Source organism: Bradyrhizobium sp. (assembly GCF_030646015.1).
Taxonomy (GTDB): domain Bacteria; phylum Pseudomonadota; class Alphaproteobacteria; order Rhizobiales; family Xanthobacteraceae; genus Bradyrhizobium.
In genome coordinates this window covers 1-26,166 of the sequence record NZ_JAUSLT010000150.1, presented here as the reverse complement: position 1 = coordinate 26,166, position 26,166 = coordinate 1, and the positions used below count along the sequence as shown (strand labels likewise).

Genomic DNA, 26,166 nt, shown 5'->3' with positions numbered 1-26,166 from the left:
CGCATTCTTGTTTAGGGCGACCACGTCCCGGCATCGACGGCGCTGACGGCGGCGCCGGCGACGTTGGCATCTTGCAGCGCTTCGATATTGAGATCAAAGCTTTCGATCGGCCTGAGGCGGTCGGGCAGGGTGCGCAGGAACTCGGCCGATTTCCTGAACTCGGCCTGCGCTTCCGCCATGCTGACGGCCTTGAACCGAAAAACCTTGCCGGCCGGTGTCTGCGCGAAGCGCCCGAGATCGGCCGAAATTACGGTAGCGATCTTGGGATAGCCCCCGCTGGTGCCGCGGTCCGGCATCAGCACGATGGGCGCCCCATTGCCGGGCACCTGGATGCTGCCATCAACCGTGCCGTCGGAGACGATGTTGTGGCCGTGCAGATGTTTGATCACGGGACCTTCGAGCCGGTAGCCCATGCGGTCGCTGGTCGCCGATATCTTCCACTCCGAGTCCAGAAACAGTTGTTTCTGGACGTCGTCGAATTCGTCGTCCTGCGGACCCAGCACGACGCGGATCGGCGCCTCCGTCACCGCGGGAAGATCGATCCGCCGCTCGGCCGCGCCGCTGGCGGCCGCCGCCTGCAATTCGTCGCCGGCCTGCAGCGGGCGCGGATAGGGACTGCCGAGGCCGGCGCGGGCATTCACCGCGAGGCTGCCGAACATCGGCTCGCCGGCAATGCCGCCCTCGATTGCGAGATAACTGAAGGAACCAGCGCGCGCAAAGCCCAGCGTCAGCGTCTCGCCATCGGCGATCGTCGTGGAGGTGTTGAATGCCGCTGTGTGCCCTGAGATGTCGGCATTGCGTGAGGCGCCGGCCAAGGCGACGCGGACCGCGCCGTCGCGCGCGGTGAAGGCGGCGCCAAACGGACCGATCTCGATCGCCGCCGCCAGTGGCGCATTGCCAACCAGAACGTTCGCTGCGGCCAGTGCGAGCCGGTCCATCGCGCCGCTCGGCGTCAGACCGTAGCGCTGGGCGCCGTGCCGTCCGCCGTCCTGCACCGAGCTTGCGGGACCAACAGCTGAAATCACGAGTTTGGTCATGCGGCGATCATTTCGGCGACGATCTCGCCAGCTTCGGCGGCGCGGTCCTGGTCCGCGAAGGTCTTGGCGTCGATCGCGGCAAAGGTGACGGCGTCGCCGGGTTCGAGCAGGAAGGTGGGATCGCGATGCAGTTGATAGGTGCGGACCGGAGTCCGTCCCAACAGATGCCAGCCACTCGGGCCGGCGAGACACTGCACTCCGGTCTGCACGCCACCGATCGAGATCGTGCCGGCCGGCGTCAACAGCCGCGGATTTTGCCGCCGCGACATGTGTAGCGATTTTTCCAACCCGCTGAGATAGGACCAGCCCGGCGTAAAGCCGATCATGGCGACCCGGTAGTCGCCGGCGACATGCCGCGCGACGATATCGTCCGGCGTGGTGTTCAGCGTCCTGGCGACGTCCTCGAGATCGATGCCGTGCTCGCCGCCATAGACCACCGGAATGCGCCAGCGCCTTGACGTCGTGACCGGCGGAACCGGCAGCTGAGCCAGCGCCACCAGTTGCTCGCTCAGCGCGTCGAAACCGATCTGCACGGGATCGTAATGCACCAGCAGGGACCGATAGGTCGGCACCGTCTCGGTCACGCCGGCGATCGGCTCACGCGCGATCGTGCGATCGAGCGCCAGCACGCGCTGGTTGGCCGCGTCATCGATGTTGCGGCTGAATTCCACCGTGATGGCGCTGTCGCCACTGGGCAAAAGGCGGGGCGGGGGGAGCGTCGCGGACATGGCCTCATGGACTCTTCGGCGGATATCATGCTCTAGCGTGTTTTGCGCTTGAGTGGAATTCGCTTCGCGCAAATCAGCCTGCAAGTTCAATAAATTAATCCGTATACCCGTGATAAGGGGTGATGATCGCGCCGCGCGGTGCAGACCCCCAGCCAACGCCACTTGACGCGATGGCCGTGCCCCGCAAGATGCGCCGCCCATCAATCCCGACCGGAGCCGATTTCTCGATGTCCCTGACCCCTGAAGCGATCGCGACCCTGTCGCGCGTGTCCACCGCCACCATCACCACGGTTCTGCTCAAGAAGGGCCTGCGTAACGTCTGGATGCGGGGCTCGCGACCGCTGCGGCCGGGACAGGCCCGGCTGGTCGGGCCGGCCTTTACGCTGCGTTTCGTGCCGGCGCGGGAAGATCTGGCCACGCCGGAATCATGGTCGTCGCCGATCTCGACCCGGACCGCGATCGAAGCCATGCCCGCGGGCTGCATCGCCGTGGTCGACGCCATGGGCGTCACCGACGCCGGCATCTTCGGCGACATCCTGTGCGCGCGCATGTCCAAGCGCGGCGTGGCGGCGCTGGTAACCGACGGCGTGGTGCGCGATCTCGAGGGCGTGCTAGGCACCGGCCTGCCGGTGTGGTGCGACGGTTTTGCGGCACCGCCCTCGGTCGCCGGGCTGACGTTCGTCGGCTGGGGCGAGCCGATCGGCTGCGGCGGGGTCGCGATCTTCCCGAATGACATTATTGTCGCCGACCAGGACGGCGCCGTGGTGATCCCGGCGGCATTCCTCGACCTCATTCTGGCCGAAGGCGCCGAGCAGGAGCGTATGGAGGCCTGGATCGTCGATCAGGTGAATGCCGGCGCCGTATTGCCGGGCCTCTATCCCATGAACGCCGAGACCAAGGCGCGCTACGCCGCTTCGAAGAAATAGCCAGGGCGCAACGATAAGGCGTCGGCAACAAGGAGGACTCCATGGATATCCATCTCGCGGGATCGCGGCCGACACGCCGGGCGCCGAAAGAGCATTTTACCGGCACGGTCTGGCAGGATCCTATCATTGCCACCGAGGCCCCGGCGCGGATTGCTTCGAACCGCGTCTCCTTCGAGCCGGGCGCGCGGACCAATTGGCATACGCATCCGCTGGGGCAGACGCTCTACGTCCTCGCAGGTGTCGGCCGGGTCCAAACCAAGGGCGGCCCGATCCATGAGATACGGCCGGGCGACGTGGTGTGGATTCCGGCCGGTGAAAAGCATTGGCATGGCGCATCGCCGACCAACGGCATGACCCATATCGCGATGCAGGAAGCGCTGGACGGAAGTTTCGTCAACTGGATGGAGCCGGTGACCGACGCGGAGTATTCGGCGAAGGTCGGTTGATGGTGGCAATCCTCTCGCGCCCTGCCGGTTAGCCACCGCTTACGCGGAACGGCTCGCTGGCTGACGGCTAAACTCGGGGTCCAGGTGCCCCGAGCACGCTGATATTGCAGGCATCAGCGACCCAGCGGTCCTCTAAAGGTTAACACTCTGAACGTTGGCACGGTCCTCGCAATCCTTTCCTGTTGGTGATGCAGCTGTTCTGAGATGACACAGCGCCTGTCCAAAAAGGATACGACGGATGATCAGATCGTTAGCGGCCCGTAGTCTATCGGCACGTCAGAAGTCGAACATTCGGAGCATCGCCTACAGCCTGGGCGGATATACAAGGCGCCCGGTTGAAGTCCTGGTGGAAGACCTCGTCCTGCTGGATGGCGCACGGACCTTCCTGCAAATTGGCGCCAATGATGGCTATCTCTCCGACCCGCTCAACCTCGCCATCTTCCGTCACCGATTGGCAGGTACGTTTGTCGAGCCGCAGTCGAACTACTTTCGTGAATTGCAAAAAACCTACCGCGATTTCCCCGGCATGGCTTTCCTGCAATATGCCATTGCCGCCGAGAGCGGCACCATGACCATGTACACGCTGGACTGCAGCAGCGGCCGGCTGCCCGGCTGGGCCCATGGCGTCGGCACGCTTTCGCAACAGCAGATCCGCAAGTTCGGCGACCAGATCGACGACATCGAATCCTATATCCGATCGGACGAAGTCCAGTGCATCACGGTACCGGACCTGCTCGACCGCGCGGCGCATCGCGACCCCGACATCATCGTGGTTGATGCGGAGGGGTTCGACCACCTCATCCTGTCGCAGTTCGATTTTGCCCGGCTTTCGACCAAGCTCGTGATCTATGAAACCGAAAGCATGACCAGGGCAGATGCCGCCGATCTCGCGAACAAGCTGGAGCAGGGCGGCTTTGCGATCTTCGAAGCCGAACAGGACACCGTCGCGCTGAAGCGCAGTACCGAAACCTTTCGCCGGAAAAATGCGGCCAGCAGCAAGGCGGCATAGCAACCTGACGCCGCCAAAGGCCCGGTTCTGATAGCGGCGCTGGCGCTGCGAGCCCCGTCTAATTCAACCGGCTCCAGGTCTGGCCGCCGCAGAACATGCCGCCAAACGCGCAGCCCTGAACGCGCAGCCGGTCGGAGCCTTTCAGCGCGATCGTCGAATCATAGGTGCTGCCACTGCTCGGATCCAGAATCCGTCCGCTCCACTTGGAGTCCTTGGCGGGCTTCATGTTGATCAGGACCTGTTCGCCGTTCTGGTTCGACTTGGCGTCCACGGAATATCCGCAGAGGTTGGGACCGCATTGCTCGATCCGGACCTTGCCTTCCTTCTCTTCGGTCAACCACACGCCGAGCGGCGAGTTGGCCGCGGCGGCGGGGACGGCTGCCTGCGGCTGCGGAGCAGGTGCTTGCACGGGCGCAGGGGGAGCCGTCGCCACGACCGGCGCCGGAGCCGGCTGGGCCGTAGCACGGGTCGGCGGATCCGGCTGCGCCTGCGGCGCGAGTGCACTGGGCGGAGGCTGGGTTGTTGTCGCGGCGGGGGCCACTGCAGCGGTTGCGGGTGCAGCAGCCACGGGAGCCGGCGAAGGCTCGATTGCCGTGGTGGCCGGCGCCGGGGCCTGCTGGGCCGGCGCTTGTGGATCGCTCTTGGCCTGCTGCGGCGCCTGTTTGCGCGACCTGTCGCTGTCCTGGTCGTCGCGCGAGCGTTTCGCTTTCTTTCCGGTGTTGTCGTAGACGCCCGGGATCGAAACCGTGCCGCGATCGGGATCAATGGTAATGGTGCGTCCGCCGTAGTCGAAGGTGTACTGGGCCTGCGCGGCGGTGCTTGCCAGCAACAACGCGGCGATCACAAAAAGCTTTCTCATCAAGACCTCCTGAGCAGGTGAAATCTCAGCATTCACCGTACGTTGCGACAGTCTCTTGCAACGTGACCTACATCACTTTCATAGCTATGAGTCGTGGGCTAACAGGTTTGGTTCAAATGCGTGTGTGTGCAGCCAGTTTAGGTGACGGCGACGGACACGGTCAATTTGGCGCCGGCATCCATCCGGCGCCCGAAAATTACATTTCGCCGACGTCCTTGCGGAGCAAATTCGCCGCCGCGGCGCGTCCGGACATTTCGCTTCGGATCTGCTCGAAGCGCTCCCGCGCCTCGCTCGCGCGATCATCCACAAACCTGATCGCTTCATCCGGCGCCAACGGTCCGCTGACAACCGGCGCGGAATTTTCGCCGATCGTCTCGTCCACAAAATATTCGTCATTGGCCTCGCGGCGAACCGTCCACCTGAAGCGGATCGCAGCCATCGGGCCGGGGCCGATTTTCGAATAGCCGTCGGCCTCGATCGGCTCCGGCGCAACAGGCGCAACGGGCTGATCCTCCACCGCCGGTTTCTCCGGTATTGCCAATTTCTCCGGCTCGCGTTGGGTTTCCGGATGATCGAGAATACTGGCAATGGCCGCAAGCGCATGATCGGTCGGGTCGCTTTGATTCAAGATCTGAAGCCTCCGGGCATTGTATTGGCAGGCGAACAGGGGGAACTCCGCTGCCAGCGCCGAGTTCCCTTCCTCGCTCTTGAATAAGGCTGAGTTTTGTCAGTTTACGCGCAAACTGGAGGCAATTTGCCCTTCCAGGGCCGCGCCTGCTCCAGTTGAGCCGCCAGGCGGAACAAGGTTGCCTCGTCGCCGAAGCGTGCGGAGAACATCATGCCGAGCGGCAATCCGGCCGCGTTCCATGCCAGCGGCACCGACATCGCGGGTTGGCCGGACATGTTGAACATGGCCGTCGCCGGCATGTAGCGCCGCAGGATCGGGGCGATGTGCGACAGATCCTCCGACATCGTATTCAGCTCGCCGATCCGCAGCGGCGGCGAACAGAGCGTCGGGCACAGCAGCACATCGCAGCCCTCGAAGAACGTGGCGAGGGCGCGCGAAATCTGGAACGCGGCAAGTTGCGCGGCGACATAGTCGGTTGATGTCGCCTTTTGCGCGTTATGCGCGCTCGCCAGCGTCAGGACCTCGAAATCGTCTGAAGTCATGGCGCGGCCGAAGAGCTGCTCGGCAAGCCGCACCGTCAGCGCGGTGTTGGCGGCCACGATGGTCGACATCACCACCGCCGGGTCGGCGGCCAGCACCGGCGCGCGTTCCTCGACGTGATGGCCGAGGCCGGCGAGCAGCGCAGCGATCTCGCGGGTCGCCGCGGCGATTTCCGGATCGATCGCGTCGCCATAGGGCGACTTGTCGGTGAAGGCGATGCGCAAGCGGCCGGGATCGCGGCCGACTTCCTCGAGGAAGGGCTGCTGCGGTGGCGGCGCCACATAGGGGCTCGACGGCTCCGGTCCGTGGATCGCGTCCAGCATCGCCGCGCTGTCGCGCACGCTGATGCTGACGACATGGCCGCAGGAAAATCCGCCCCAGCCTTCGCCCCGATCGGGCCCGAGCGGGGTGCGCGCCCGGGTCGGCTTCAATCCGAACACGCCGGATGCCGAGGCCGGAATGCGGATCGAACCGCCGCCGTCGCTGGCATGCGCGACAGGCAGAATGCGCGCGGCGACCGCCGCGGCGGCGCCGCCGGATGAGCCGCCCGACGAATGCGCCAGATTCCACGGATTGCGGGTCGGCCCGAACAAGCGAGACTCGGTGGTCGGCATCAGACCGAACTCCGGACTGGAGGTCTTGCCGAAGATCGCGAGGCCGGCGTCGAGGAAGCGCTGGGCGAGGGTGCCGCTATGGTTGGCGACATTGTCCTTGTAGATGCTGGCGCCGAAGGTGGTCCGCGTGCCCTCAAGAAGTTCCAGATCCTTCAGCAGAAACGGCACGCCGGTAAAGGGACCATCGGCCAGCCCCTTGTCGATCTGCCGCTTCGCATCGTCGTAATGCTTGACCACGACGGCGTTGATCTGTGGATCGACCCTGGCGGTGCGGGCGATCGCCTCGTCCAGCAGCTCCGTGGCGCTGACCTGCTTCTTGCGGACGAGATCGGCAAGGCCGATCCCGTCATAGTTGCCGTATTCCTTGAAAGCCATGCGGATATCCGTGGGGAAGCGCCGAAGCGTTCTATTCAGGCCGGACGCGGTCGCGCCCGACTCAGCCGAGCACGTCCTGGTTGATGACGTTCTGGCGCAGCGGCTGGCCGTCGAGCGCGCTCAGGATATTGCGTGCGGTTTGCTCGCTCATCCGGTCCACCGCCTCCCGCGTCACGCCCGCCACGTGCGGCGCCATGATGACATTGGGAAGCGCGAACAGCGAATGGCCGGACGGCGGCGGCTCCTGCTCGAACACGTCGAGACCCGCGCCGGCAAGCTTGCCGGACGACAGCACGTCATACAGCGCCGGCTCGTCGATGATGCCGCCCCGCGCGGTGTTGATCAGGTAGGCGGTCGGCTTCATGCGCGCTAGCCGCGCCGCATTGAACATCCCGACGGTCTCGGGGTTCTTCGGGCAGTGAATGCTGACAAAATCGGCGCGCGGCAGCGCCGCATCGAGATCCGTCACCGGCTCGCAGCCGGCGGCCTTGATTTCAGCGGCTGATTTGTAGGGGTCGTAGATCAGGACGTTCATTTCCATGGCCAGGCAGCGCTTGGCGGTGCGCGTGCCGATGCGGCCGAAGCCGATGATCAGCACGGTCTTGCCGTAGAGGTCGTAAGGCAGCATGCCGAGCCGGCTGGCCCATTTGCCGTCCTTGACGATGGAATGCATTTCGACGGCGCGCTTGGCCAGCGTCAGCATCATGAACAGCGCCTGTTCGGCAACCGACGGCGAATTCGCGGTGCCCGCCACCATCAGCGGGACCTTGCGGCGGCTCAGCGCGGGAACGTCGACGGCGTCGAAACCGACGCCGATCCGGGTCACCACCTTCATGTCGCCGGAAGCCTCCAGCTCCGGTTCGCCGAACCGGGTGGCGCCGAGCGCCACGCCGTGGACCGGCGCATGCTCCCTGAGCTTGGCCTCGAAGTCGCCTGCGGAAATCATGTTGGGGAATTCGACGAGATCGAGGTCGTCGCGTTCCTGCAGCAGAGCTCTTCCGGCTTGCGAAAACGATTCAGTGATGAAAATTTTCTTCTTGTTGGTCGTCATTCGCGCGCCCTTGCTGCATTTCTGATCGTGCGGTCGTCAAATGACGGCGCCTGTGGCCTCATTTAGCAGGTGCATATTGTTGAGGTCTATTGCTAATCGCATCGGGGCGCCCGCGCGCGCGTCGGCATTGGGATTGACCCGTCCGCAGATCTCGACGCCCTCCATGATGAAATAAATCATCGTCTCCATGCCCATCGGTTCGATGACATCAAGTACCGCATCGAAGTTCTCGACTCCGGGCTCCGCGTGGGGACTGGCTTCGGTGATGTGTTCGGGACGCAGGCCGAGCTGCAGCTTGTCGGTTCGCGAGACGTTCTTGTAGCGGTCGGCGCGGGCCGGCGGCAGCGGGAAAACAATCCGGTCGGTCAGGCGGATGTGCAGCTTGCCGCCGACGTCTTCCAGCCTGCACGCCATGAAATTCATCGCCGGCGAACCGATGAAGCCTGCCACGAAGCGCGTGGCCGGATTGTGATAGAGTTCGTTCGGCGTGCCGATCTGCTCGATACGGCCATTGTTCATGACCACGACCCGGTCGGCGAGCGTCATCGCTTCGACCTGGTCATGGGTGACGTAGACGGTGGTGGTGCGGACCTTCTGGTGCACCTTCTTGATCTCGATCCGCATCTGCACCCGCAGCTTGGCGTCGAGGTTCGACAGCGGCTCGTCGAACAGAAACACCTTGGGGTTTCGCACGATGGCGCGGCCCATTGCGACGCGCTGGCGTTGGCCGCCGGACAGTTGCTTCGGCTTGCGGTCGACCAGTTCGACGATGTCGAGCATTCGCGCGGCCTCGTCGACCCGGGTCTTGATCTCGGCCTTCGGATAGCGCTTCAGCCGCAGCCCGAACGACATGTTCTCCGCCACCGTCATGTGCGGATAGAGCGCATAGTTCTGGAACACCATGGCGATGTCGCGGTCCTTCGGCGGCACGTCGTTGACGACGTCGCCCCCGATCATGATATCGCCGTCGGTGATATCCTCGAGCCCCGCGATCATCCGCAGCGTGGTCGACTTGCCGCAGCCCGATGGGCCCACCAGCACGACGAATTCATGGTCGGCGATGTCGAGATCGATGCCGCGCACCGCCTCGACCTCGTCGTAACGTTTGACAACCTTGCGCAACGTGACGTCAGCCATTGAGTTCAACCTTTTGTAGCACCGGCGGTCAGGCCGGCAATGTAGTAGTCCATCAGGAAGGCATAGATGATCAGCGGTGGTGCGGCGCCGAGCAGGGCGCCAGTCATGATCTGACCCCAGGCGAACACGTCACCCTTGATCAGCGTGGTGATGATGCCGACCGGCAGCACCAGCTGATCGGTCGATGTCGTGAACACCAGCGGATAGAGGAATTGCGCCCATGACACCGTGAAGGCGAAGATGGTCGCGGCGATCAGGCCGGGCAGGGCGACCGGGATGAAGATCCGGGTCAGGGTCTGGAACCATGACGCGCCGTCGATGATCGCGGCCTCGTCGAGTTCCTTGGGGATGGAGGCGAAGTAACCGATCATGATCCAGGTGCAGAACGGCACGGTCAGCGTCGGATAGACGATCAGCAGCACGTACCATTTGTTGATCAGCTGAATCCCGGTGAGATCGCCGAACACCACGAACATCTTGAACAGCGGCAGGAACAGCAGCGTCTCGGGGATCAGGTAGGTGAGAAACACGCCGGTCGCGAGTGTTGCCGAACCCCAGAACCGCATTCGCGCCAGCGCGAAAGCGGCGGGCACGCTGATCAGCATGGTGATGGTCACGACGAAGATCGAGACCAGCGCCGAATTGCGAAAAAAGGTCAGGAACTGGTTCGACGTCAGCAGTTCGACGTAGTTCGACAATGTCGGGTGGTAGACCCACCACGGATTGGTCGCCGCGGAGATTTCGGCGCTGGTCTTCAGCGATGTAATCAGCATGTAGAGCGGCGGTATCAGCGCGAAGATCGCGAACAGCGTCAGGAAGAAGTACGACCATCGCAACGCCCAGGTGCGGTCACGGCTCATGCTGCGTAGTTTGACGGCACGGGTCGGTGCCGATTTGTCGATCACGGTGGTGCTGGTCATCAGGCTTCATTCCCACGTTTGTTGATATCGCGCAGGATGAAGACCGCCGCGATTGCGAGGATCGGTATCATGAACAGCGAGACGCTGGCGCCCAGTGGAATGTCGCCGCCCTCGATACCAATGCGGAATGCCCATGTCGCGAAAATATGGGTGCGGTCGAGCGGACCGCCGGCGGTCAGGATGCGCACGATATCGAAATTGGCGAAGGTCACGATCAGGGAAAACAGCGTCGTGATCGCGATGATGTTGCGCATCATCGGCAGCGTGACGTACCAGATGCGCTGCCACCAGTTGGCGCCGTCGATGGCTGCGGCCTCATAGAGCTGATCGGGCACCGATTTCAGCGAAGCCAGATACATGATCATGAAGAACGGAGCGCCCACCCAGATATTCACCAGGATGACCGAGAACCGGGCCCATCCGGTCTCGCCGGTCCAGGGAATTCGGTCGACGCCGACGCCCGCTAGCAGATAGTTGAAAGCGCTGTATGACGGGTCAAACAGCCACAACCACGCCAGCGTGCTCATGGCCGGCGGAATCACCCACGGCACCAGCAGCATTCCGCGCCACTTGCGTTGGCCCTTGGCCGGAATGTTGTGGACGAAGTGGGCGACGACAAACCCGATCAGCGCCTTGAAGACCACGGCCGTGATCGCAAAAATGCAGGACTGCTCAACGACCAGCCAGAACGTTTCGCGCGTGAACAGGAACTGGAAATTTCCAAGTCCGACGAAGCGCTGCATCGACTTGTTGAGCGTCGCCAGATGTAGCGAGTAGAACGCGGGATAAATGACCAGAAGCGAGATCAGCAGGATCAGCGGCAGCGTCATCAGAAAGGCCGCGGTGGATTTTCGCTTTAGCGCGGTTCGCAGACTGGCGCGCTTGCGAATCTTTGGCGCAGGGGCGGCGCTGTTCCGTTCAACCGCGACATCGACCATGATGCATCTTCCTCGCGAAGCTTGATTTCAAGTAAGTGAGATCTCGTCGGGAAGCCGGCGCGCGCCGGCTCCCAATCGTGTCGGCAGGCGGACAGGCGCCGCCGCGGCCCGCGTTGGGCCGTAGCGGGCAGTCCCCCTCAGCTCCGCATGAAGCCTTCGAGTTCGCCTTGCGCCCAGGCCAGCGTCTTCTCCATGGCTTCGCCCCGGTAGTAACGCACGCACATCTTGGTCAGGGTCGCCTGGGTGTAGATCTGCTGGGCAATCTTCGGCGGCGCTCCCGCTGCCGAGATCGACAGCTTCTGGTGGTTGTGCGGATTCGGATAGTGGTAGAGCGTCCCCTTCGGGGGACTTTCCTCCGCCCAGGTCTTCAGCGTGGTGAGTTTCTCGAACGCCGGCAAGTCGTAGCCGCCGCTCGCCGCCACCAGCTTCTCCACCGCGGCCGGTTGCGACAGATGCGTCAACAGGCTCTTGGCCGCCGGCTTGTTTTTGCCGAAGTTCCAGACGCTCCAGAAATACGGGAGGAACGGCGCAAACCGGCCCTTCGGACCGATCGGGAAGCCGTGGGTCCAGCACTGCTCGGCGATCTGCGGCGCATCGCGCTTGGCCACGGCCCATGCGCTCGGCGGGTTCATGATCAGCGCGCCCTTGCCCGAGACCAGCCACCTGTTGTTGGAGCCATCGTCCCACGCCGGGGCGTCCGACGGCAGGAACGCCATCAGCTTCTTGTAGAACTCGAGAACTTGACGCACGTTGTCATTCTTCACCACGACGTTGCCCTTGGCGTCGACGACCTCCGCGCCGAAGGCGAGGAAGAACGCGCCGACGGTGTCGACGGAGTCGCTGGTCTCGCCAAGACCGATGCCGAAGGGAACGCCGCCCTTGTGGCAGGCCTCGGCGGCTTTCAGGAACGCATCCGTGGTCCAGGCGTCCGCCTTCGGCGCCTGGCCGGCAGGATACATGGCCTGCACGTCGATGTTGGCGTGCTGCTTCATCAGATCGATGCGGGAGCAGGGGCCCTTGATCTGGCTTCCGATGCAGGCCGGCACGGCCAGCCACTTGTCGCCGGATTTGCCGAGATACTTGACGGTCCCGTTGACATCGCCGTTCTGCTTGATCAGCGCTTCGACGACATCGTTCATGGGCTCGAGCAATTCGGCCTGTGCATGCGGCCACCAGGTCGGCATCGCCAGAATGTCGTGGCCGGACTTCGCCTGGGCTTCGGCGGCGATGGTCAGCAGGTTCTTGTTGCCCTGGCTCGGGATGTAATCGATCGAAACCTCGACCTTCTCTTTGGCGGCCCACTCGTTGACGAGTTCGGTTGAGGCCTTGTTGGCGCCGGGCACCCAGTGATCCCAGAAACCGATGTTGAGTTTGCCGGCGGCGTGTGCGCCTCGAATGTATGGCGCCGTTATCAATGCCGCCGATGACATGGCGGTAGCAGCGACGAATTGTCGACGTGAAAGCTTCTTCCGTGACATGGCATTCTCTCCCTGGTGAGCCAAATCGTGAAGCGTGCGGAAGCCTCTTTTTGTTTTTTTCATTCGCCGCCGGGCAGGCCGAGATGGCATTGCAAGACGTCGCGGAGACTTCGTTATTGACGATCAGAGCAGAATTGTCGGCGTCTGTCGAGAAATCCGGTGACGCTGCCCGTAGAACTAACGTTGTGGTCAAATCGGCAGCAGCGGATTGTCGATGATCCGTCAATGATTGCGGAGCCTTTGGCGTGAGGCCGGCCTGCGCGGCTGACGATGCATATTGCGTCGCACACATGCCGCGCGCGCTGTCATCCCGGATGCGCAATGGCGCGTCCGGGATGCGCCATCGGGCCGCAGGTTCCGCCGCGGCCAACTTGATTTGCACCCTGTGCCGGCGGTTTCTCGTGATGACGGGTCGCTTTGCAGCATAGACGAGGCTGATGCGAAAACGATAATGTCCGACTCAACACGAAGCGCTGCCGCATCCGCGCCTGCCTGTCGCAATCACCATGGAGACCGACGAATGATCAACCCGACACCCGCAGCGCGTGCGCGGTTGAGAATGCATCTTGTGCTTGGCGCAATTGTTGCGCTGCTTCTCAGCGCTCCCTCGACGGTAAATGCACAAGTGGTCGAGGGCGTTCAAAAGGGCGCCCGCGAAGGCAACAAGGCCGCCGGACCGGTCGGCGGCGTGTTGGGCGGCGCGATCGGCGGCGTGGTCGGCGTCTTTACCGGCGTCCTCGGCGCCGGGCAACAGAAGGCATCGCCGCCATCAGCGAATGAGAAACAAGGCAGCTCGGCAAAATCCGACAAGGGTTCCAAGGGCAAGAAGGGCGCCAGGCAGAACGCCGTGCTGACCCAGGACGGAGCTCCGCAATTGACTGCCGAACAGATCGTCGCCAACAGCGATGCCAATATCGACCGGATCAAGACTGAATTGAAGCTGACGCCCGAGCAGGAGAAGCATTGGGCCGGCTTCAACAGCGCGATGCACTATCTCGGTCACAACGGCGCCGACCGCCTCAATCTGCGCGTGGCCCGCGCCAAGCGCGACCCGCCGGACGATATTATCGAGCAGATGCGCAACGAAGCCCAGTTCCTCAACGACCGCGCGGTCGACCAGCGCAATGTCGCCGATGCGGCCGAGCCGCTGTTTGCGAGCCTCGACGAAAAGCAAAAGGCGCGGTTCATCGAGGAGATGGTGCGGCTGAGCCGGGAGCGCGGGCTGGATTAGCGCGAATAGCCGGGCACACGTGCCTCTGGGGTAGGGGTCGAAGGCGCGGCACCCGGCTATCCTGCCGCAGCGGCGCGGCCATTCAAATCGTCACGCAATATTGGGCAAACGCCGACCAATTCAGGCCCGAGTGATGGCTGACTCGGGGCGTTGTCGGGACATGCCGCCAAAACGCGATCGGCCCCGCATTTCGCCGGCCGATGTGTCGAGCGTGCAACATGGGAGCCCAAGGAGACTTCAGGGAAACGCTACGCCTTCGGGAAATTCAGCTCCACGCCGACGCCGTCGGGATCGTACATGAAGAATTGCGTATCGCCGGTGCGCGGCACGATGCTCTCGCGGAATTTTACATTCTTCGACTGCAGGCGTTGGCGCACGCCAGCGGGATCGGTCGCGGCAAAGGCGATGTGATCGAGCCGGCCGGTATCCTCGTATTTCTTCTCGGTGCCGCGCACCACGATGCCTTCGCGTGGCTTGCGGGTGCCCATCAGGTGCACGGTGGCGACGCCGCCGGAATAGAGCCAGTAGCCGGGGAAATCGAGCGGCGGCCGGTCCCCGTTCTCGAGCCCGAGCACGTCGCAATAGAATTCCCGGGTGCGTTCCAGATCGGAGGGTTCGATGGTGTAGTGCTGCAGGACGCCGAGTGGCATGGAGTCTTCTCCCTGGAAGGTGACGTCGGTATCGGCGCATATCATCGGACACCGACCGCTTCGACGAAAGCCTGTCGATACGCAAGGCTGATGCGCATGATGCGCTGCAGCGTGCTTGACCGGGTCCGGGGTTCTGAAGGGTGACTACAGATTGCCGCAGTCGCCAGGCTCGTGCGCGGGGCGAGTCCAAAGCCCGCGGCTGTTGCCGGGTTCGCCGGCGCGCAGCATGACACAGCGCGAATTATTTATGGTTTGGCGCTAGGCTTTCGCGCAGATGCCAGCCTGGGCCGACGCCGATGGAAGAAAAACGAAAACACCCGCGCACCGAAGTCAATGAAACGGCTTACGTTTCGTCCGGCGGCTCGGTCATGAGCTGCACGGTCCGGAATGTCTCGGCCGAGGGCGCGGCCATCGATATCGAGAACCCGGCCTTCGTCCCCGCACGGTTTCGTCTGGTGATGGCCAATGGCTCGTCGGTCCACGAATGTCAGGTGGCCTGGATCCAGCGCAACCGGATCGGCCTGACCTTCGTCGAGACGGCGCCGACATAGCACCGTCCGAACCGGGCAGGGACGCGGTTCGTCTCGCCCGGCCGCAGCCGGCTAGTCGATCCTCAGCTTCGCATCGCGCACCACCTTGCCCCACTTTTCGATCTCCAGCCTGATGCGCGCCCCGAACTCCTCCGACGTATTGCCGACGCCCTTGAAGCCGAGCACGGCGAGGCGTTCGTTGACGTCAGGCCGCGCAACGCTCCTGGCGATCTCGCGGGAAAGCAGCTCGACGATCTCTTTCGGCGTGCCGGCCGGCGCCACGATGCCGGTCAGCGTATCGGCTTCCTGATCCTTCACGCCCTGTTCGGCGAAGGTCGGCACGTCGGGTACGCCGCCCGCCCGCGCGGTCGCCGCCACGCCGAGCGCGCGCACCTGTCCGGCCTGGATGGCCGAAAGCGAGGACGGCAACGCCGTGAACGCGATCGGGGTGTGGCCGCCGACCGTGGCCTGGACGGCCGGTGCAGCACCCGGGAAGGGGACGTGGACCAGGTCGAGCTTGAACGCCAGCCGGAACAATTCGCCGCCGAGATGCGGTGTCGAGCCGACGCCCGGGCCGGCAAAACTGTACTTGCCTGGATTATCCCGGATCAGCTGCACCAGTTCAGGCAGCGTTTTGGCCGGCACCGACGGGTTGACCACCACCACGTTCGGAGAAACCGCGACCAGTGACACGGCGGTAAAATCCTTCACCGGGTCGTACGGCACCTTGGCGTACAGGCTGGGGTTCACCATGAAGCCGGTTGAGATCGCCATGATGGTGTAGCCGTCAGGGGTGGCGCGTGCGACCTGACCGGCCGCGGTGTTGCCGCCCGCGCCGCCGACGTTCTCGATAAAGAACTGCTGGCCGAGACTGTCGGAGAGTTTCTGCGCCACGATGCGCGCGATGACGTCGGTTGGACCGCCCGGAGGAAATCCGACCACCACGCGCACCGGCCGGTTCGGATAGCCCTGCGCCAGGGATGGCGCGACGCCGGACAGCAACAACGCGGCTGCAAGAAATCCGCGCAATACGGACGCCATGACGCTCCCCCCGATATGTTCTTGTTGGCGCCATCATCGGCCAGCGCGTCGTACAGAACAAGGGCAAAGCGACAGCGGCTACTTCTTCAGCAGCGGCTTGAGTATCTCTTCCAGTTCCTCGAACGACATCGCGCCCTTGAGCTTTTCGCCATTGACGAAAAACGTCGGCGTCGATTCCACCTTGATGACCTCATGGGCAAACCGCTGGTCGGCGGCGAGCTTGTCGAGCAGGGTCTGATCCCTGCCGCAGGTCTCGACAGCCTGTTCGGTCATCCCGGCCTGCTTGCCGATCACCCGCAAGGTCATGTTGGTCTGCGCCATCAGCATCTGCTGTTGCTGGAACAGGAGCTGGACCGTGCCGAAAAATTTCTCGGCATCGCCATTGGCGGCGCAGCGGGCCAGCATCGATGCCGCCGCGGCCTTGATGTCGAGTGGAAACTCCCGGAACACGAAACGCACCTTGCCGGTATCGATATATTTCGCGCGCAGCATCGGGAAGACGTTTTCGCCGAACGTCGCGCAATGCGGGCAACTCATCGACGAATATTCGGTGATGGTCACCGGCGCATTGGCGGGACCGAGCGCCATGTCCGGCAGCGATACCGGCTGTGCCACCAGCGCGGCGGTAGCGAGCTGCGCCATCGCGCCGCTGATCGGCTGCAGTGCCATCAGCCCGAGCAGGGCGGCAAACCCGGCCGTTGTCAGCGCAACGAAGGCCCTACGAAGTGCGCGCAACCGACAACTCCCGTGCAATTCAGTTCCTCGACGTGCCGAGAATGCTGGCAACGGTCTTCGCCGTGATCGCAAGCCGTTCGGAGGTGCTGTGGGCTTTCAGCCGTTCCCTGGCGCGCTCTTCGATCAACAGGTCGATAAACGCCAGTCGGCTGGACTCGTCGACGGCTTCGGCCAGCAGGGTCCGATAGCGGTGGTAGTCAAATCCCTCGTCCTGCTTACTCATCTCACGCTCCCGCGCACTATTTCCGGTTGAAGTGTCTATCAGCCTGCGGAGCGGTGCAACAGCCTGTTGCGAGCATGCCACCCGTGCAGTGGTTCGTCGCCTCTGTGGCGGTACGATGGGATGGTGAGAGAGCTATTTGGGTTGCTCGTTCTTCGGCCTGGCGGCTTCCTGGGCGCGTGCGGCCATCCAGGCATCGTATTCGGGCGTGCCACGCCGCGGCGGAACGTCGGAAGGCATGCCGCCCATCCAGTGCGGCATGTCCGCTATCCGTTCGCCTGCGGTTTTCCCCCCGGCGCAGGATGTCAGCATGACGGCCGCAAGGCACAGCAAGGCGCAATGGAGCATGGGCGGGAATCGATTCATCCCGGGGGGATGCCACGCCATTGTGGCGATCGCGACGCGCAATCAAGGCTGGGATGAGATGACACAGGTTCCGTTAACCATGAGCGGCCTCGCCAACGCGTTCGTCGAAGCCGCTCCAGGCCGGTTCACGCGGCAATTTTTCCGGCCGGAGTATTTGTTAACCGGCAACGACTACCGTTTGCGTAATCGCGGGCCTCGTAACTCATACCGCGAGAACTAACGAAACCCGCCGTCCTCAACCGGCGGGTTTCTTCGTGAGAAAGATTGCCGATGTCGTTATCCTCAGCAAAAAATTATGCGCTTCGCGCCGCGCGCTCGCAGGACGAGAAAGAGGCGATCGAACTGCTCTCGAAGGCCATCCTGGAACTGGCGGCCTCGATCGAGGCGACCGACGCCAAGGTGAAGCAGATCAACAAATCCAAGGGCTGACGGACGGGCCCGATGACGGCGGGAGCACTCACCTTTTGCGGCGCGGGCGATCGCGTCCGACGGCGGCCGGGTCACCGGTGATTTTCGTTTTAGAGAATTCGCACTTCGGGCATTTGAAAACATGCTTCTCCGCACCGTTGGCGCCTGGCTCCCGGCTTGCCAGCGCCATTCGTGCTCGGCACATGGCGCAACGGGGCGGCTTGATCGTTTCGAGGGGCAGGGCTGCGGGGGTGTCGGAAGACGGCATGGTTTACCCAGGTGAAGAGCAGTGCGCGTACTGCCGGTATGGCCGGTGCCGTATTCCACTCAGCTAATCGTAGTGGCATTGCCGGGGCCCGCAAGGGCCGCTGTAATGCCTGTCATGAGCACCAAGTCTCGAACGTCCATCTGGCCCCGCAAATCATGGGCGCCAAGATACATGCACGGCACGCCCGCGACGAAGCACAGAAGGCTGCCCGTGAAGCGGATCGGGCGGAGCGTCTTCGCGTTTGAGCGGCGCGTCCGGCGCAAGGCACAGCTGGAGGAGGATATTCGCAATCGCCAATTGCAAGCCAAACGCGAAGTGCAGGAGCATCGGCATAGACTTGAGCAAGCCAGGGTAGATCGCCTCTTCGATGAAGCAGTTTCGTTGCGGCGAGCGATGGACATCCGCGCTTATGTTGATGCCGTGAGGGCTGTTTTGACGAATGAAATTGCTTCCATATCGTCGGAGAAAATTGAGCTTTGGTCGAGCTGGGCGCTTGCCGAAGCCGATCGCATCGATCAGTGAAAAGTGCCCGTTTTCTAAGGGCTTTTGACGCTCAGGACGACGCGAATTAGATGTGGGGTGATATTTGGGGCTAAAAAGTGACCATCATAAATTTCCCTTTATTTACAATGTATTACAAATAAAACTGGCGGAAGGGGTGGGATTCGAACCCACGGTACCCTTGCAGGCACGCCGGTTTTCAAGACCGGTGCCTTAAACCGCTCGGCCACCCTTCCGCGTAGCGATATCAAACACTTAGCTGCGGGCGCTTGCCACCGGATTCGGGAATTGGCACCGGATTGGCACCGCAGGCCCCAAAATCGTTCTCATTCCGTACCTGCGAACGCCGCTTCCATGATCTGAGCCGCCCGATCGTCTGTCTTGAACAGGTGGCCGTAGACCGTGAGAGTGATCGCGGGTGATCCATGCCCTAGTCGGCGGCTAATCGTCAACACGTCCAGGCCAGATGCAATCAGGGTGCTGGCATGGGTATGGCGCAGGCTGTGTAGCGTGGCCGCGATGCCGGCCTTCTCCATGGCGGCAGCCCATTCCTTTGTGAGGGCATTAGGAGACCGGGGGGAGCCATCCGGTTCGCCGAACACCAAAGCGGATTCCGGGGCCTTGCCCAAGCCGAGGGCCAGTCGGTCCTCCTGCTGTGTCCGCCAGTGCGCTCGAAGTTCGGCGACGGTAGACGGGGGCAGAGTGATCGAACGCCTGCCGTAGCGCGTCTTAGGGGCTTTAAATACCAGTCCGGCTTCCTTGGTCTGCTCAAGCGACCGCTCGACCCGGAGCAACGCGCCGTCGAGATCGATATCCACCATACCAGGGTTTTGATTAATTCGACTTGCGAGACAATGCCATCAGAACGGATACTCACTTCACGTACTGTCTTCGGATCAACCGCCATTGCTATAACTTTCTCAATCAATTCCGGCCGGGAAAGTAATAACCTAGTCGCAACCTACGGTGGACAGCAAGGCCCGACGCGCCAGAGCGCCCCGAAAGGGAGTGGATTTTTAAGCAAATCAGGTGCAGCGGGCATTCACCACTTTCCCTTTGCGCGCAGTCTTGGCGCCTGCCGGCGAGCGCGTCCCGTCTTGAATTTGAGGGAAATGCCCAATTGAAGTGCCATCCTGCGAACGGACCTTGGCGTCCTCCCAATGCGAACGGCTACCTCTTCAACCGACTTCTCTGACGCAGCAATTTCAATGAGGCGGCGCTGGTCCTTAAAACTCCAGCGCGTTTTCATTTTGCCTTGAGCCCCAGTTCTACAAGCCGGCGGGTTGCCTCAGAGAGGCTAGGTGTGTCGGGCTGATTTTCGGCCCATTTAACAATAGAAGCGCGCAGCACTGGGGCCGCGCGAAAACCCATCATTGGGTCGCGCCCCGTAGCGGGTCGGCCCCGCGGCTTTTTTGGTTTAGCCTTTATTGACATGTACGAATAATGGTTTAGCCTAAAAGCAAGCCGAGGGGAAGCAGCAACTTCCGCCCCGGCTCTAACCCGAACCAGAAGAGGTCAATCCCAATGGATCAGGCTGACAGCGTGCATAGCACGCCACCCACAAACACGTCTGCAGAAACCCCTCTAGGAACGCCAGAGAAGCCCCAGGATTCGTTTTACCTGCCAGCCGACGTTTCCCCCGAGGAAGTGTTTAAGGCCATAGGGCGACTCCGCAGGGCCGCCCGCGAGGAGATCGACCGGCTTCTGAGATTTTTGGATGACACCGAGAACCACATGGAGCGGGAGCCGGACGGCGACGAGGCCGATGTGTCCTATCCCGAGGGCGGCCCGCGACGGATGATTAGCGGCGAAGGCTTCGATGTTGCCGAGGACGACGAGGACAGCGACACAGGCGAGGACAGCGACCCCGCAGAGCCCGCCCTTGGCAGCCTTGACGGGCAGGGCGATCAAACCAGATGGGCGGCCGGTGGCCGTCGCGACCTCGAACTAGACCCCGCCGAATCGGGGATAGTGGACCTTGACGGGTTGCTGGAGCAGATCGGTTCGCAGGACTGGCAACGCGGGGGGATGGTCTGATGGCACTGGACAACGATGCTGTAGACGGCGCCCTGCACGAAATCCAACAAATGGTGGAAGTAGTGATCCGTGCCGCGGCGGACTTGATCGAGGTGGGGCTCGGCAAGCCTAGGTATCAAACGATGGGCGAGGACGCGCAGTTGCTTGACTTCAGCACGCTGGATGTTGCCAAGCGGGTTAAGGCCCTACGCGACGCGCTCTGATAGAACGGAACGTCCCGCCCGTGTGCAGAGGTGCGCGGGCGGGACAGCTCTAATTCAGTGACGCGATCGCTATTGCTGGTTGCGGCGCGCCGCGCCAGTTCGGAGCCGCAGCAGTATAAGCAGCGAACAGAAACAGCAGGAACGCGATCGGCAGAACAACGAAAATCCGAATGTCTTGCTCTTTCATGTTGATCGACTCGAAGTTGGCCCCGGACCACCATGTGAATTTATGGTTAATTTTCCCTTAATCGACTTTGTGAGCAGATGCAGCAGCGGGGGCACTGGCGGTGACCGCACACCTTGCAGATGAAATGCGGCTCCGGATGGGCGCACGTCGACGCCCCTGACAGTCTCATTTTGGCGGTGATGGCTTAGGAGCTGCGGCGTCCTCAGCGCGCTTCTGTTGCCACGCCTCGTATTCCGGGGTTCCCCGTCTAGGCGGAACGTCGTTTGGCAAACCCCCGAGCCACATCGGGACCATGCCGCCTATCGCTGGCGCCGTGTCCGTGGCGCACCCAGGCAGCATCAAGCAAGCGATGCTGACGAGCGCGGGTATGGTGGCGGTCAACCTCATGGCCCGAACTAAGCTGCCTGAATCGGCCCGGAGTAAGGCCAGCTTTTTCCCGTTCTGGAAGAGTAATCAGTCCGTCTGAGAGGTCACAACCTGACAACTACCGGCCAGGCGCAATGAACTAAGAGCGAAAGAAGATGGCAAGTTACCCCAGCCAACGAGAACTGAGACGAAAAAAGCACCCAGGCAAATTGCATCGATTACGAGAGGAAAGCATGGTGCGATCAACAGAAGATACGCAACCGCCCAAAGGAACAACGACTTCCAAAACGGCAGTCCCAAGATAATTGCCGCCCAAAACAGCAGCGATGAAACGAAGATATGTCGCGGGGCAAACACACGGCGGAATATGCGCCAAGCTCGCTCGTCAAGTTCACGTGTCTCCTGATCCAAGGTATTGCTGGTCATGAAATGCTCCCCCGCCCATATAAGCCGTCCCCAAAACACAACTTATAGGAAACTGTGCTTTTTTTGTCACCTACTATTGCGAGGGCTTTATCTGGGTCTAATAGACGAAATGCGGATCATCCATGTCGGACAGGGCGTACGTCGTTCGGCCATTGATCGGCGCTGATGGCGATCGAATGCGCGCATTTGTAGTCGGCGCAGTAGATCAACAGGCCGCGAATGCCCGAGGCCCGACCTTGGACGCCTGAGGACCGCATTTCGCCAAGCGTGATCTTCTGTTGGCGTTGCATCGGTTGCACGGGGAATTGGCACCGCAATTGGCACCGGACCTAGTGGGATCAAGCGGTATCGTCCGATACGACCGAGCGCAAAATCCCTTAGTTTTCAGGACTTGTGCATACAGGAAAATACTAGCGAAGACAGGACAATACGAGCGGTTGAGAATTTCAAGACCGGTGCCTTAAACCGCTCGGCCACCCTTCCGTCTTTGGAGTTCAGCGACTTAGCAGGGGGATGGGCTGGGGGAAAGTATCAATTGCCGGTCAGGGGCGGGCGCGGGCCGCCGATTTGCGCAGGCGTCGCCGCGCGCTGAGCCTCGATCGCCGGCTCCAGCGAAATACCCCGCCGCCGGGCTCAAGCGAACGCGAAAGCCAGCAGGCTCGAGCACAGCAGCACGAAACCGGCTGCGGTCAATGCGAGGAAGCTGTCGGACACCAAGTCATGAGTACGCATGTTGCACCTGTCACTCTCGAAGCTGATCCGAATTCATTAAAACTTTCGGAATCAGCTTGTTTGAACGAGGTGGTCATCGCGCAAGGTCAGGCCCTCGAGCGAAAACCCTCAAATGCATGGGCAAGGAAAATACCGGCGCTAAACAGACCCAAAAACGCTGTAACTGTCTCAATCATCGCAAGATCCTTCGCGCCCCGGCACGAACACAACGCCACGAGACCGCGCACAGTCAAAAGGATTCCGGGGTGGATTCGAAGATCCGGCCGGAGTGATGCTTTGGCACAACAGTTTCGCCGGGGAGGGGAACCCCGCACCCCTCGCGGACTTTGCAATACGGGCCGCCCGAGCGTGCCGGGCCTGAGCAACTTCGCCGAAATCTGCCTTGCCACCGCCAAAATTAAACTACGTCAGCTCCTTCCGTTGCCAGTTCGCCCGCACCCGCCGCGGTCAAGCCAATCACGCTGAGCGACTTGCAGGCGCTCCAGCAGCAGGTCGCGGGATCGGTGCAATCGACCGAACGGCTTCTGGCGGCGCAACAGGCCGAGATCAAGCGGCTGTCGGACCAGGTTGTCGTACTGTCGGGAAAACTGGATCTCCTGCAGCGTCCGCTCTCCTCGGCGCAGGCCGCACTCCCGGCCGCAGCTCCGGCTCCTGCCGCGCCGAAACCGGTAGCGGCCGCCAAGCCAAAGAAGCCGGCCGCCGTGCAGTCGACCGGCTCCATCTCGACAGGCGGAGCGCCGCTTCCGCCGCCGGCGCCGTTGCCCCGTTAGCCATCCGCCTCGGCGCGACGGTCGGCCGTGATGGCGCGACGCCGCAACCATTGATTCACCACGCTGACCCTCTCCCCATTTCCGCCGCGTTCCGGATGCGGTATCTTCACCACTTGGTGCGGAGGTGGGCTGCATCAAGACGCGGGACCAGCGTACGCCGCCAAGTAGGCGCGTGGCCGACGAAATGGTAATTGGGGCGGATGGGGATTCGACAATCAGATCAGGCAGGCGGAGTGGCGCGAGGCGCGCTCGCGGTGGCCGCATGTCTCGTTCTCGCCAACTGCGCCTCGTCAGGCAAGTTCGCCAGCCGGGTAGATCCCAAATACGGCGTTTCCTCCAGTCCCCGGGTGGTCGCGATGGGCGAACCCGTGCCGAAGGGGGGCGGTACCTACCGTGTCGGCAAGCCCTATACCGTCGCCGGGCGGGTCTATGTGCCGGAAGATGATCCCAACTACCGCGCCGAGGGCATGGCGTCCTGGTACGGCGACGATTTCCACGGCCGGCTGACCGCCAATGGCGAAGTGTTCGACATGGCCTCGCTGACCGCCGCCCATCCGACGCTGCCGATCCCGAGCTACGCGCGGGTGACCAATCTCTCCAACGGCAAATCGCTGATCGTGCGCGTCAATGACCGCGGGCCGTACCACGGCAACCGGCTGATAGATGTCTCGAACAGAGCCTCCGAACTACTTGAATTCAAAGGCAAAGGCGTCGCTCGCGTGCGGGTCGAATATGTCGGCCGGGCGCCGCTCGAGGGGTCTGACGACCGCCAGCTGGTAGCGACCTTGCGCACCGGCGTTCCGGCGCCATCGCCGTCGCTGGTCCGGGTCGCCTCGGCCCGTCCGTTCGTTCCCGAAGTCTCGGCCCGCGCGATCCGCGGCGATGTTCCGATGCCGGAGGGCAGGCCCTATAGCCTCGGCAATACCTCCCAGGACCTCGCCTCCATCAACGCCACATCCGAGATGTCCGCCTCCAGCCGTTCTCGTCCGGCCGCTCGCGCGATCGAGAATCCCCGCGCCGTAACTTATGAAAATGATGCGCGCTATGCCCCCGGCCTCAGGCCGGTGAGCGCCTATGCGCCGGTCGATCCGCGCGGCCCCAGTGAGTTGCTGACCGGACGCGGGCTCTATTGAGCCTTGCGGTCAAGCCGCAGTGGCTTTGAGGAAATCGACCAGCGCGGCGTTGACCTCGCCGGCGCGTTCCTGCTGGATCCAGTGGCCGGCGCCCTCGATGATCAGCTTCTGACGCAATCCCGGCAGCACCCGCTCCATGTCGCCGACCCGCTTGGCGCCGATCAGGCCGGTGATGACGGAATCCTTCGATCCCGCGATGAACAGCGAGGGCTGATGGATTTGCGCGCCCTGCCACGGCGCGGTCAGCTCCCAGTTGCGATCGATATTGCGGTACCAGTTCAACCCACCCCGGAAGCCGGATTGCCGGTACGCTTCGGTGAAATGAGCAAGGTCGGCCTCGCTCAACCAATCCGGCAACGGCAGGTCGGCGCGCGGGTTACCCAAAAATCCCTTGCCGTCCTCGACGAACAGCGACGCGGCGGGATCGGAAAACCCGCGCCCCAGCAAGGTTCGCATCGACAGGGCGACATCGCGCTCGAATTCCGCCTCGGCGACGCCGGGGGTCTGGAAGTATTGCCAGTAGAAATTGGTGATGCCGCTGTCGCGCAAGGTATCGAGCGGCCGGCCGCGTCCGCGGAACGGCGGCGGCACGCTGAGGCCGGCAACGGCGGTGAAGATATCGGGCCGGAACAGCGCCGCGTGCCAGGCGACCGGCGCGCCCCAGTCGTGGCCGATGATGACCGCCTGCTTCTCGCCGAGCGCCTCCACCAGCGCGACCATGTCGCCGACGTGGTCGAAAATGCTGTAGGCGCCGACAGCGGCGGGCGCGCTGGTCTTGCCGAAACCGCGCATGTCGGGGGCCGCGACTCGAAAACCCGCGGTCGCGATCGCCGGGATCTGGTGCCGCCAGGAATAGGATAATTCCGGCCAGCCATGGCACAGCACGACGAGGGGGCCTTCGCCTTGCTCGCGCAGAAAAATCTCGATGCCATTGGCGGAAACTGTGCGTGTGGATGGCATCGCTTTTCCGCCTTGTTTCAGGGATTTTGTTGAGGAAACTGCAAGCCGGCAGGATAAGGTCGTTTGACCGGTTCCGCAATCGGACCCGGCTCCGCGGCATCGGGCAAAACCCGTGTTGTTTGCGGTACTTCCAACTGGTAGAAGGCCGGCTTCAAGGCATCCCCAATGGCAGTCGAAACATCATCCTCCGGCAAATCCGGGTCCGCGACGGGACGCCGGTGGCGCAGCCTGCTGGCGGCGCTCGTCGCCGTGGCGGTCGGGTGGGGTGGCATGGTCTACGCCGCCAACAACAGCGTGCAGGGCGCCAAGAAGGAGGTCGAGGGCGGCTTCGACGGCGATGCGCCGACCGCGATCCTGATCGAGGCCTCCAGCGGCAGCGTGTTGTTCGAGAAGAACGCCGACGAGTTGCGCGCCCCCTCCAGCATGATGAAGCTGATGACCGCCGAGGTGGTCTTCAACGCCATCAAGAAGGGCGAGATCAAGCTCACCGACGAATATCGCGTCAGCGAAAATGCCTGGCGCAAGGGCGGCGCGCCGTCGGGCGGCTCGACGATGTTCGCGGCGATCCACAGCAAGATTCCGGTCGACGACCTGCTGCGCGGGGCCATCATCCAGAGCGGCAACGACGCCTGCATGATCCTGGCCGAGGCGATGGCCGGCAACGAACGGACCTTCGCCACGGAGATGATGACCAAGCGTGCACGCGAGATCGGCCT

General features: G+C 62.7%; 32 protein-coding genes and 1 tRNA gene. 13 read left to right on the top strand and 20 right to left on the bottom strand.

What is annotated here, in order from left to right; all coding sequences use genetic code 11:
* Window positions 1–11: 11 nt before the first annotated feature.
* The gene (locus Q7T45_RS22865) at window positions 12–1,037 is read right to left on the bottom strand and encodes a biotin-dependent carboxyltransferase family protein (RefSeq protein WP_304873788.1); all 1,026 of its coding nucleotides are present in this window, start codon (window positions 1,035–1,037) and stop codon (window positions 12–14) included.
* Window positions 1,034–1,765, bottom strand: a complete 732-nt coding sequence (pxpB, locus tag Q7T45_RS22860; RefSeq protein WP_304873787.1) for a 5-oxoprolinase subunit PxpB — start codon at window positions 1,763–1,765, stop codon at window positions 1,034–1,036. Before pxpB ends, Q7T45_RS22865 begins: the two co-directional genes overlap by 4 nt.
* Before the next feature lie 227 nt (window positions 1,766–1,992).
* On the opposite strand from pxpB, the gene Q7T45_RS22855 reads away from it, so the two are divergent.
* The 3 genes from Q7T45_RS22855 to Q7T45_RS22845 all read left to right on the top strand — a co-directional run bounded on the left by Q7T45_RS22855 (window position 1,993) and on the right by Q7T45_RS22845 (window position 4,146).
* The gene (locus Q7T45_RS22855) at window positions 1,993–2,691 is read left to right on the top strand and encodes a ribonuclease activity regulator RraA (protein ID WP_304873786.1); all 699 of its coding nucleotides are present in this window, start codon (window positions 1,993–1,995) and stop codon (window positions 2,689–2,691) included.
* Window positions 2,692–2,732: 41 nt separating this feature from the next.
* Window positions 2,733–3,137, top strand: coding sequence for a cupin domain-containing protein (locus Q7T45_RS22850; RefSeq protein ID WP_304873785.1), 405 nt, complete (start codon window positions 2,733–2,735; stop codon window positions 3,135–3,137).
* Window positions 3,138–3,483: 346 nt separating this feature from the next.
* A complete protein-coding gene (locus tag Q7T45_RS22845; protein WP_304873784.1) occupies window positions 3,484–4,146 on the top strand; it encodes an FkbM family methyltransferase in 663 nt (220 codons plus the stop codon).
* Between the two features lie 58 nt (window positions 4,147–4,204).
* Here the strand turns inward: Q7T45_RS22845 and Q7T45_RS22840 are convergent, their stop codons facing one another.
* The 8 genes from Q7T45_RS22840 to Q7T45_RS22805 form a co-directional block, all read right to left on the bottom strand.
* Window positions 4,205–5,005 (bottom strand): DUF2147 domain-containing protein, encoded by an 801-nt coding sequence (locus Q7T45_RS22840; protein ID WP_304873781.1) that lies wholly within the window; start codon window positions 5,003–5,005, stop codon window positions 4,205–4,207.
* A 196-nt stretch (window positions 5,006–5,201) separates the two neighbouring features.
* A complete protein-coding gene (locus Q7T45_RS22835) occupies window positions 5,202–5,633 on the bottom strand; it encodes a hypothetical protein (RefSeq protein ID WP_304873780.1) in 432 nt (143 codons plus the stop codon).
* Window positions 5,634–5,737: 104 nt separating this feature from the next.
* The gene (locus Q7T45_RS22830; RefSeq protein ID WP_304873778.1) at window positions 5,738–7,162 is read right to left on the bottom strand and encodes an amidase; all 1,425 of its coding nucleotides are present in this window, start codon (window positions 7,160–7,162) and stop codon (window positions 5,738–5,740) included.
* 61 nt (window positions 7,163–7,223) lie between these two features.
* A complete protein-coding gene (locus tag Q7T45_RS22825; RefSeq protein ID WP_304873777.1) occupies window positions 7,224–8,213 on the bottom strand; it encodes a hydroxyacid dehydrogenase in 990 nt (329 codons plus the stop codon).
* Between the two features lie 36 nt (window positions 8,214–8,249).
* Entirely contained in the window at window positions 8,250–9,350 is a 1,101-nt protein-coding gene (locus Q7T45_RS22820) for an ABC transporter ATP-binding protein (protein ID WP_304873776.1), read from the bottom strand.
* Window positions 9,351–9,355: 5 nt separating this feature from the next.
* Entirely contained in the window at window positions 9,356–10,270 is a 915-nt protein-coding gene (locus Q7T45_RS22815; RefSeq protein ID WP_304873774.1) for a carbohydrate ABC transporter permease, read from the bottom strand.
* Window positions 10,270–11,208, bottom strand: a complete 939-nt coding sequence (locus tag Q7T45_RS22810; RefSeq protein WP_304873772.1) for a carbohydrate ABC transporter permease — start codon at window positions 11,206–11,208, stop codon at window positions 10,270–10,272. Before Q7T45_RS22810 ends, Q7T45_RS22815 begins: the two co-directional genes overlap by 1 nt.
* Before the next feature lie 137 nt (window positions 11,209–11,345).
* A complete protein-coding gene (locus tag Q7T45_RS22805) occupies window positions 11,346–12,686 on the bottom strand; it encodes an ABC transporter substrate-binding protein (protein WP_304873770.1) in 1,341 nt (446 codons plus the stop codon).
* Between the two features lie 520 nt (window positions 12,687–13,206).
* Between Q7T45_RS22805 and Q7T45_RS22800 the strand changes: the two genes are divergently transcribed.
* On the top strand, window positions 13,207–13,917 hold the full coding sequence (locus Q7T45_RS22800; RefSeq protein WP_304873768.1) for a Spy/CpxP family protein refolding chaperone: 711 nt from the start codon (window positions 13,207–13,209) through the stop codon (window positions 13,915–13,917).
* 248 nt (window positions 13,918–14,165) lie between these two features.
* Here Q7T45_RS22800 and Q7T45_RS22795 read toward each other — a convergent pair whose 3' ends face one another.
* Window positions 14,166–14,567: a VOC family protein gene (locus tag Q7T45_RS22795; RefSeq protein ID WP_304873765.1), complete on the bottom strand. Its 402-nt coding sequence runs from the start codon at window positions 14,565–14,567 to the stop codon at window positions 14,166–14,168.
* 296 nt (window positions 14,568–14,863) lie between these two features.
* Here Q7T45_RS22795 and Q7T45_RS22790 point away from each other — a divergent pair, with 296 nt between their 5' ends.
* Window positions 14,864–15,118 carry a PilZ domain-containing protein gene (locus tag Q7T45_RS22790; protein WP_304873763.1) on the top strand — a complete coding sequence of 85 codons (255 nt, stop codon included), beginning with the start codon at window positions 14,864–14,866 and terminating at the stop codon, window positions 15,116–15,118.
* A 51-nt stretch (window positions 15,119–15,169) separates the two neighbouring features.
* Here Q7T45_RS22790 and Q7T45_RS22785 read toward each other — a convergent pair whose 3' ends face one another.
* The 4 genes from Q7T45_RS22785 to Q7T45_RS22770 all read right to left on the bottom strand — a co-directional run bounded on the left by Q7T45_RS22785 (window position 15,170) and on the right by Q7T45_RS22770 (window position 17,354).
* Entirely contained in the window at window positions 15,170–16,138 is a 969-nt protein-coding gene (locus Q7T45_RS22785; RefSeq protein ID WP_304873761.1) for a tripartite tricarboxylate transporter substrate binding protein, read from the bottom strand.
* A 78-nt stretch (window positions 16,139–16,216) separates the two neighbouring features.
* Entirely contained in the window at window positions 16,217–16,873 is a 657-nt protein-coding gene (locus tag Q7T45_RS22780; RefSeq protein ID WP_304873759.1) for a DsbA family protein, read from the bottom strand.
* A gap of 19 nt (window positions 16,874–16,892) precedes the next feature.
* Entirely contained in the window at window positions 16,893–17,096 is a 204-nt protein-coding gene (locus tag Q7T45_RS22775) for a hypothetical protein (RefSeq protein ID WP_304740282.1), read from the bottom strand.
* Between the two features lie 132 nt (window positions 17,097–17,228).
* Window positions 17,229–17,354 (bottom strand): hypothetical protein, encoded by a 126-nt coding sequence (locus Q7T45_RS22770; RefSeq protein WP_304873756.1) that lies wholly within the window; start codon window positions 17,352–17,354, stop codon window positions 17,229–17,231.
* A gap of 49 nt (window positions 17,355–17,403) precedes the next feature.
* On the opposite strand from Q7T45_RS22770, the gene Q7T45_RS22765 reads away from it, so the two are divergent.
* The 3 genes from Q7T45_RS22765 (at window position 17,404) to Q7T45_RS22755 (ending at window position 18,657) form a co-directional block, all read left to right on the top strand.
* Window positions 17,404–17,679: a hypothetical protein gene (locus tag Q7T45_RS22765; RefSeq protein ID WP_304873755.1), complete on the top strand. Its 276-nt coding sequence runs from the start codon at window positions 17,404–17,406 to the stop codon at window positions 17,677–17,679.
* A 50-nt stretch (window positions 17,680–17,729) separates the two neighbouring features.
* The gene (locus Q7T45_RS22760) at window positions 17,730–17,888 is read left to right on the top strand and encodes a hypothetical protein (protein WP_304873754.1); all 159 of its coding nucleotides are present in this window, start codon (window positions 17,730–17,732) and stop codon (window positions 17,886–17,888) included.
* A gap of 457 nt (window positions 17,889–18,345) precedes the next feature.
* On the top strand, window positions 18,346–18,657 hold the full coding sequence (locus tag Q7T45_RS22755) for a hypothetical protein (protein ID WP_304873753.1): 312 nt from the start codon (window positions 18,346–18,348) through the stop codon (window positions 18,655–18,657).
* A gap of 125 nt (window positions 18,658–18,782) precedes the next feature.
* Here the strand turns inward: Q7T45_RS22755 and Q7T45_RS22750 are convergent.
* Window positions 18,783–18,872: transfer RNA gene (locus Q7T45_RS22750), tRNA-Ser, on the bottom strand.
* A 90-nt stretch (window positions 18,873–18,962) separates the two neighbouring features.
* Window positions 18,963–19,457, bottom strand: coding sequence for a site-specific integrase (locus Q7T45_RS22745; RefSeq protein ID WP_304873752.1), 495 nt, complete (start codon window positions 19,455–19,457; stop codon window positions 18,963–18,965).
* Window positions 19,458–20,160: 703 nt separating this feature from the next.
* Here Q7T45_RS22745 and Q7T45_RS22735 point away from each other — a divergent pair.
* Together Q7T45_RS22735 and Q7T45_RS22730 are read left to right on the top strand one after the other, a co-directional pair.
* Entirely contained in the window at window positions 20,161–20,673 is a 513-nt protein-coding gene (locus tag Q7T45_RS22735; protein ID WP_304873749.1) for a hypothetical protein, read from the top strand.
* Window positions 20,673–20,876, top strand: a complete 204-nt coding sequence (locus Q7T45_RS22730) for a hypothetical protein (RefSeq protein ID WP_304873748.1) — start codon at window positions 20,673–20,675, stop codon at window positions 20,874–20,876. Before Q7T45_RS22735 ends, Q7T45_RS22730 begins: the two co-directional genes overlap by 1 nt.
* Window positions 20,877–20,925: 49 nt before the next feature.
* Here the strand turns inward: Q7T45_RS22730 and Q7T45_RS22725 are convergent, their stop codons facing one another.
* Window positions 20,926–21,063: a hypothetical protein gene (locus tag Q7T45_RS22725; RefSeq protein ID WP_304873746.1), complete on the bottom strand. Its 138-nt coding sequence runs from the start codon at window positions 21,061–21,063 to the stop codon at window positions 20,926–20,928.
* Between the two features lie 453 nt (window positions 21,064–21,516).
* Window positions 21,517–21,855 carry a hypothetical protein gene (locus Q7T45_RS22720; protein WP_304873744.1) on the bottom strand — a complete coding sequence of 113 codons (339 nt, stop codon included), beginning with the start codon at window positions 21,853–21,855 and terminating at the stop codon, window positions 21,517–21,519.
* Window positions 21,856–23,057: 1,202 nt separating this feature from the next.
* On the opposite strand from Q7T45_RS22720, the gene Q7T45_RS22715 reads away from it, so the two are divergent.
* Window positions 23,058–23,357 (top strand): hypothetical protein, encoded by a 300-nt coding sequence (locus tag Q7T45_RS22715; RefSeq protein ID WP_304873742.1) that lies wholly within the window; start codon window positions 23,058–23,060, stop codon window positions 23,355–23,357.
* A gap of 200 nt (window positions 23,358–23,557) precedes the next feature.
* On the top strand, window positions 23,558–24,490 hold the full coding sequence (locus tag Q7T45_RS22710) for a septal ring lytic transglycosylase RlpA family protein (protein WP_304873740.1): 933 nt from the start codon (window positions 23,558–23,560) through the stop codon (window positions 24,488–24,490).
* Window positions 24,491–24,499: 9 nt separating this feature from the next.
* Here Q7T45_RS22710 and Q7T45_RS22705 read toward each other — a convergent pair whose 3' ends face one another.
* Window positions 24,500–25,450 carry an alpha/beta fold hydrolase gene (locus Q7T45_RS22705; protein WP_304873738.1) on the bottom strand — a complete coding sequence of 317 codons (951 nt, stop codon included), beginning with the start codon at window positions 25,448–25,450 and terminating at the stop codon, window positions 24,500–24,502.
* Window positions 25,451–25,615: 165 nt separating this feature from the next.
* Between Q7T45_RS22705 and Q7T45_RS22700 the strand changes: the two genes are divergently transcribed.
* On the top strand, window positions 25,616–26,166 hold a 551-nt coding region (locus Q7T45_RS22700; protein ID WP_370691343.1), incomplete at its 3' end, for a D-alanyl-D-alanine carboxypeptidase family protein.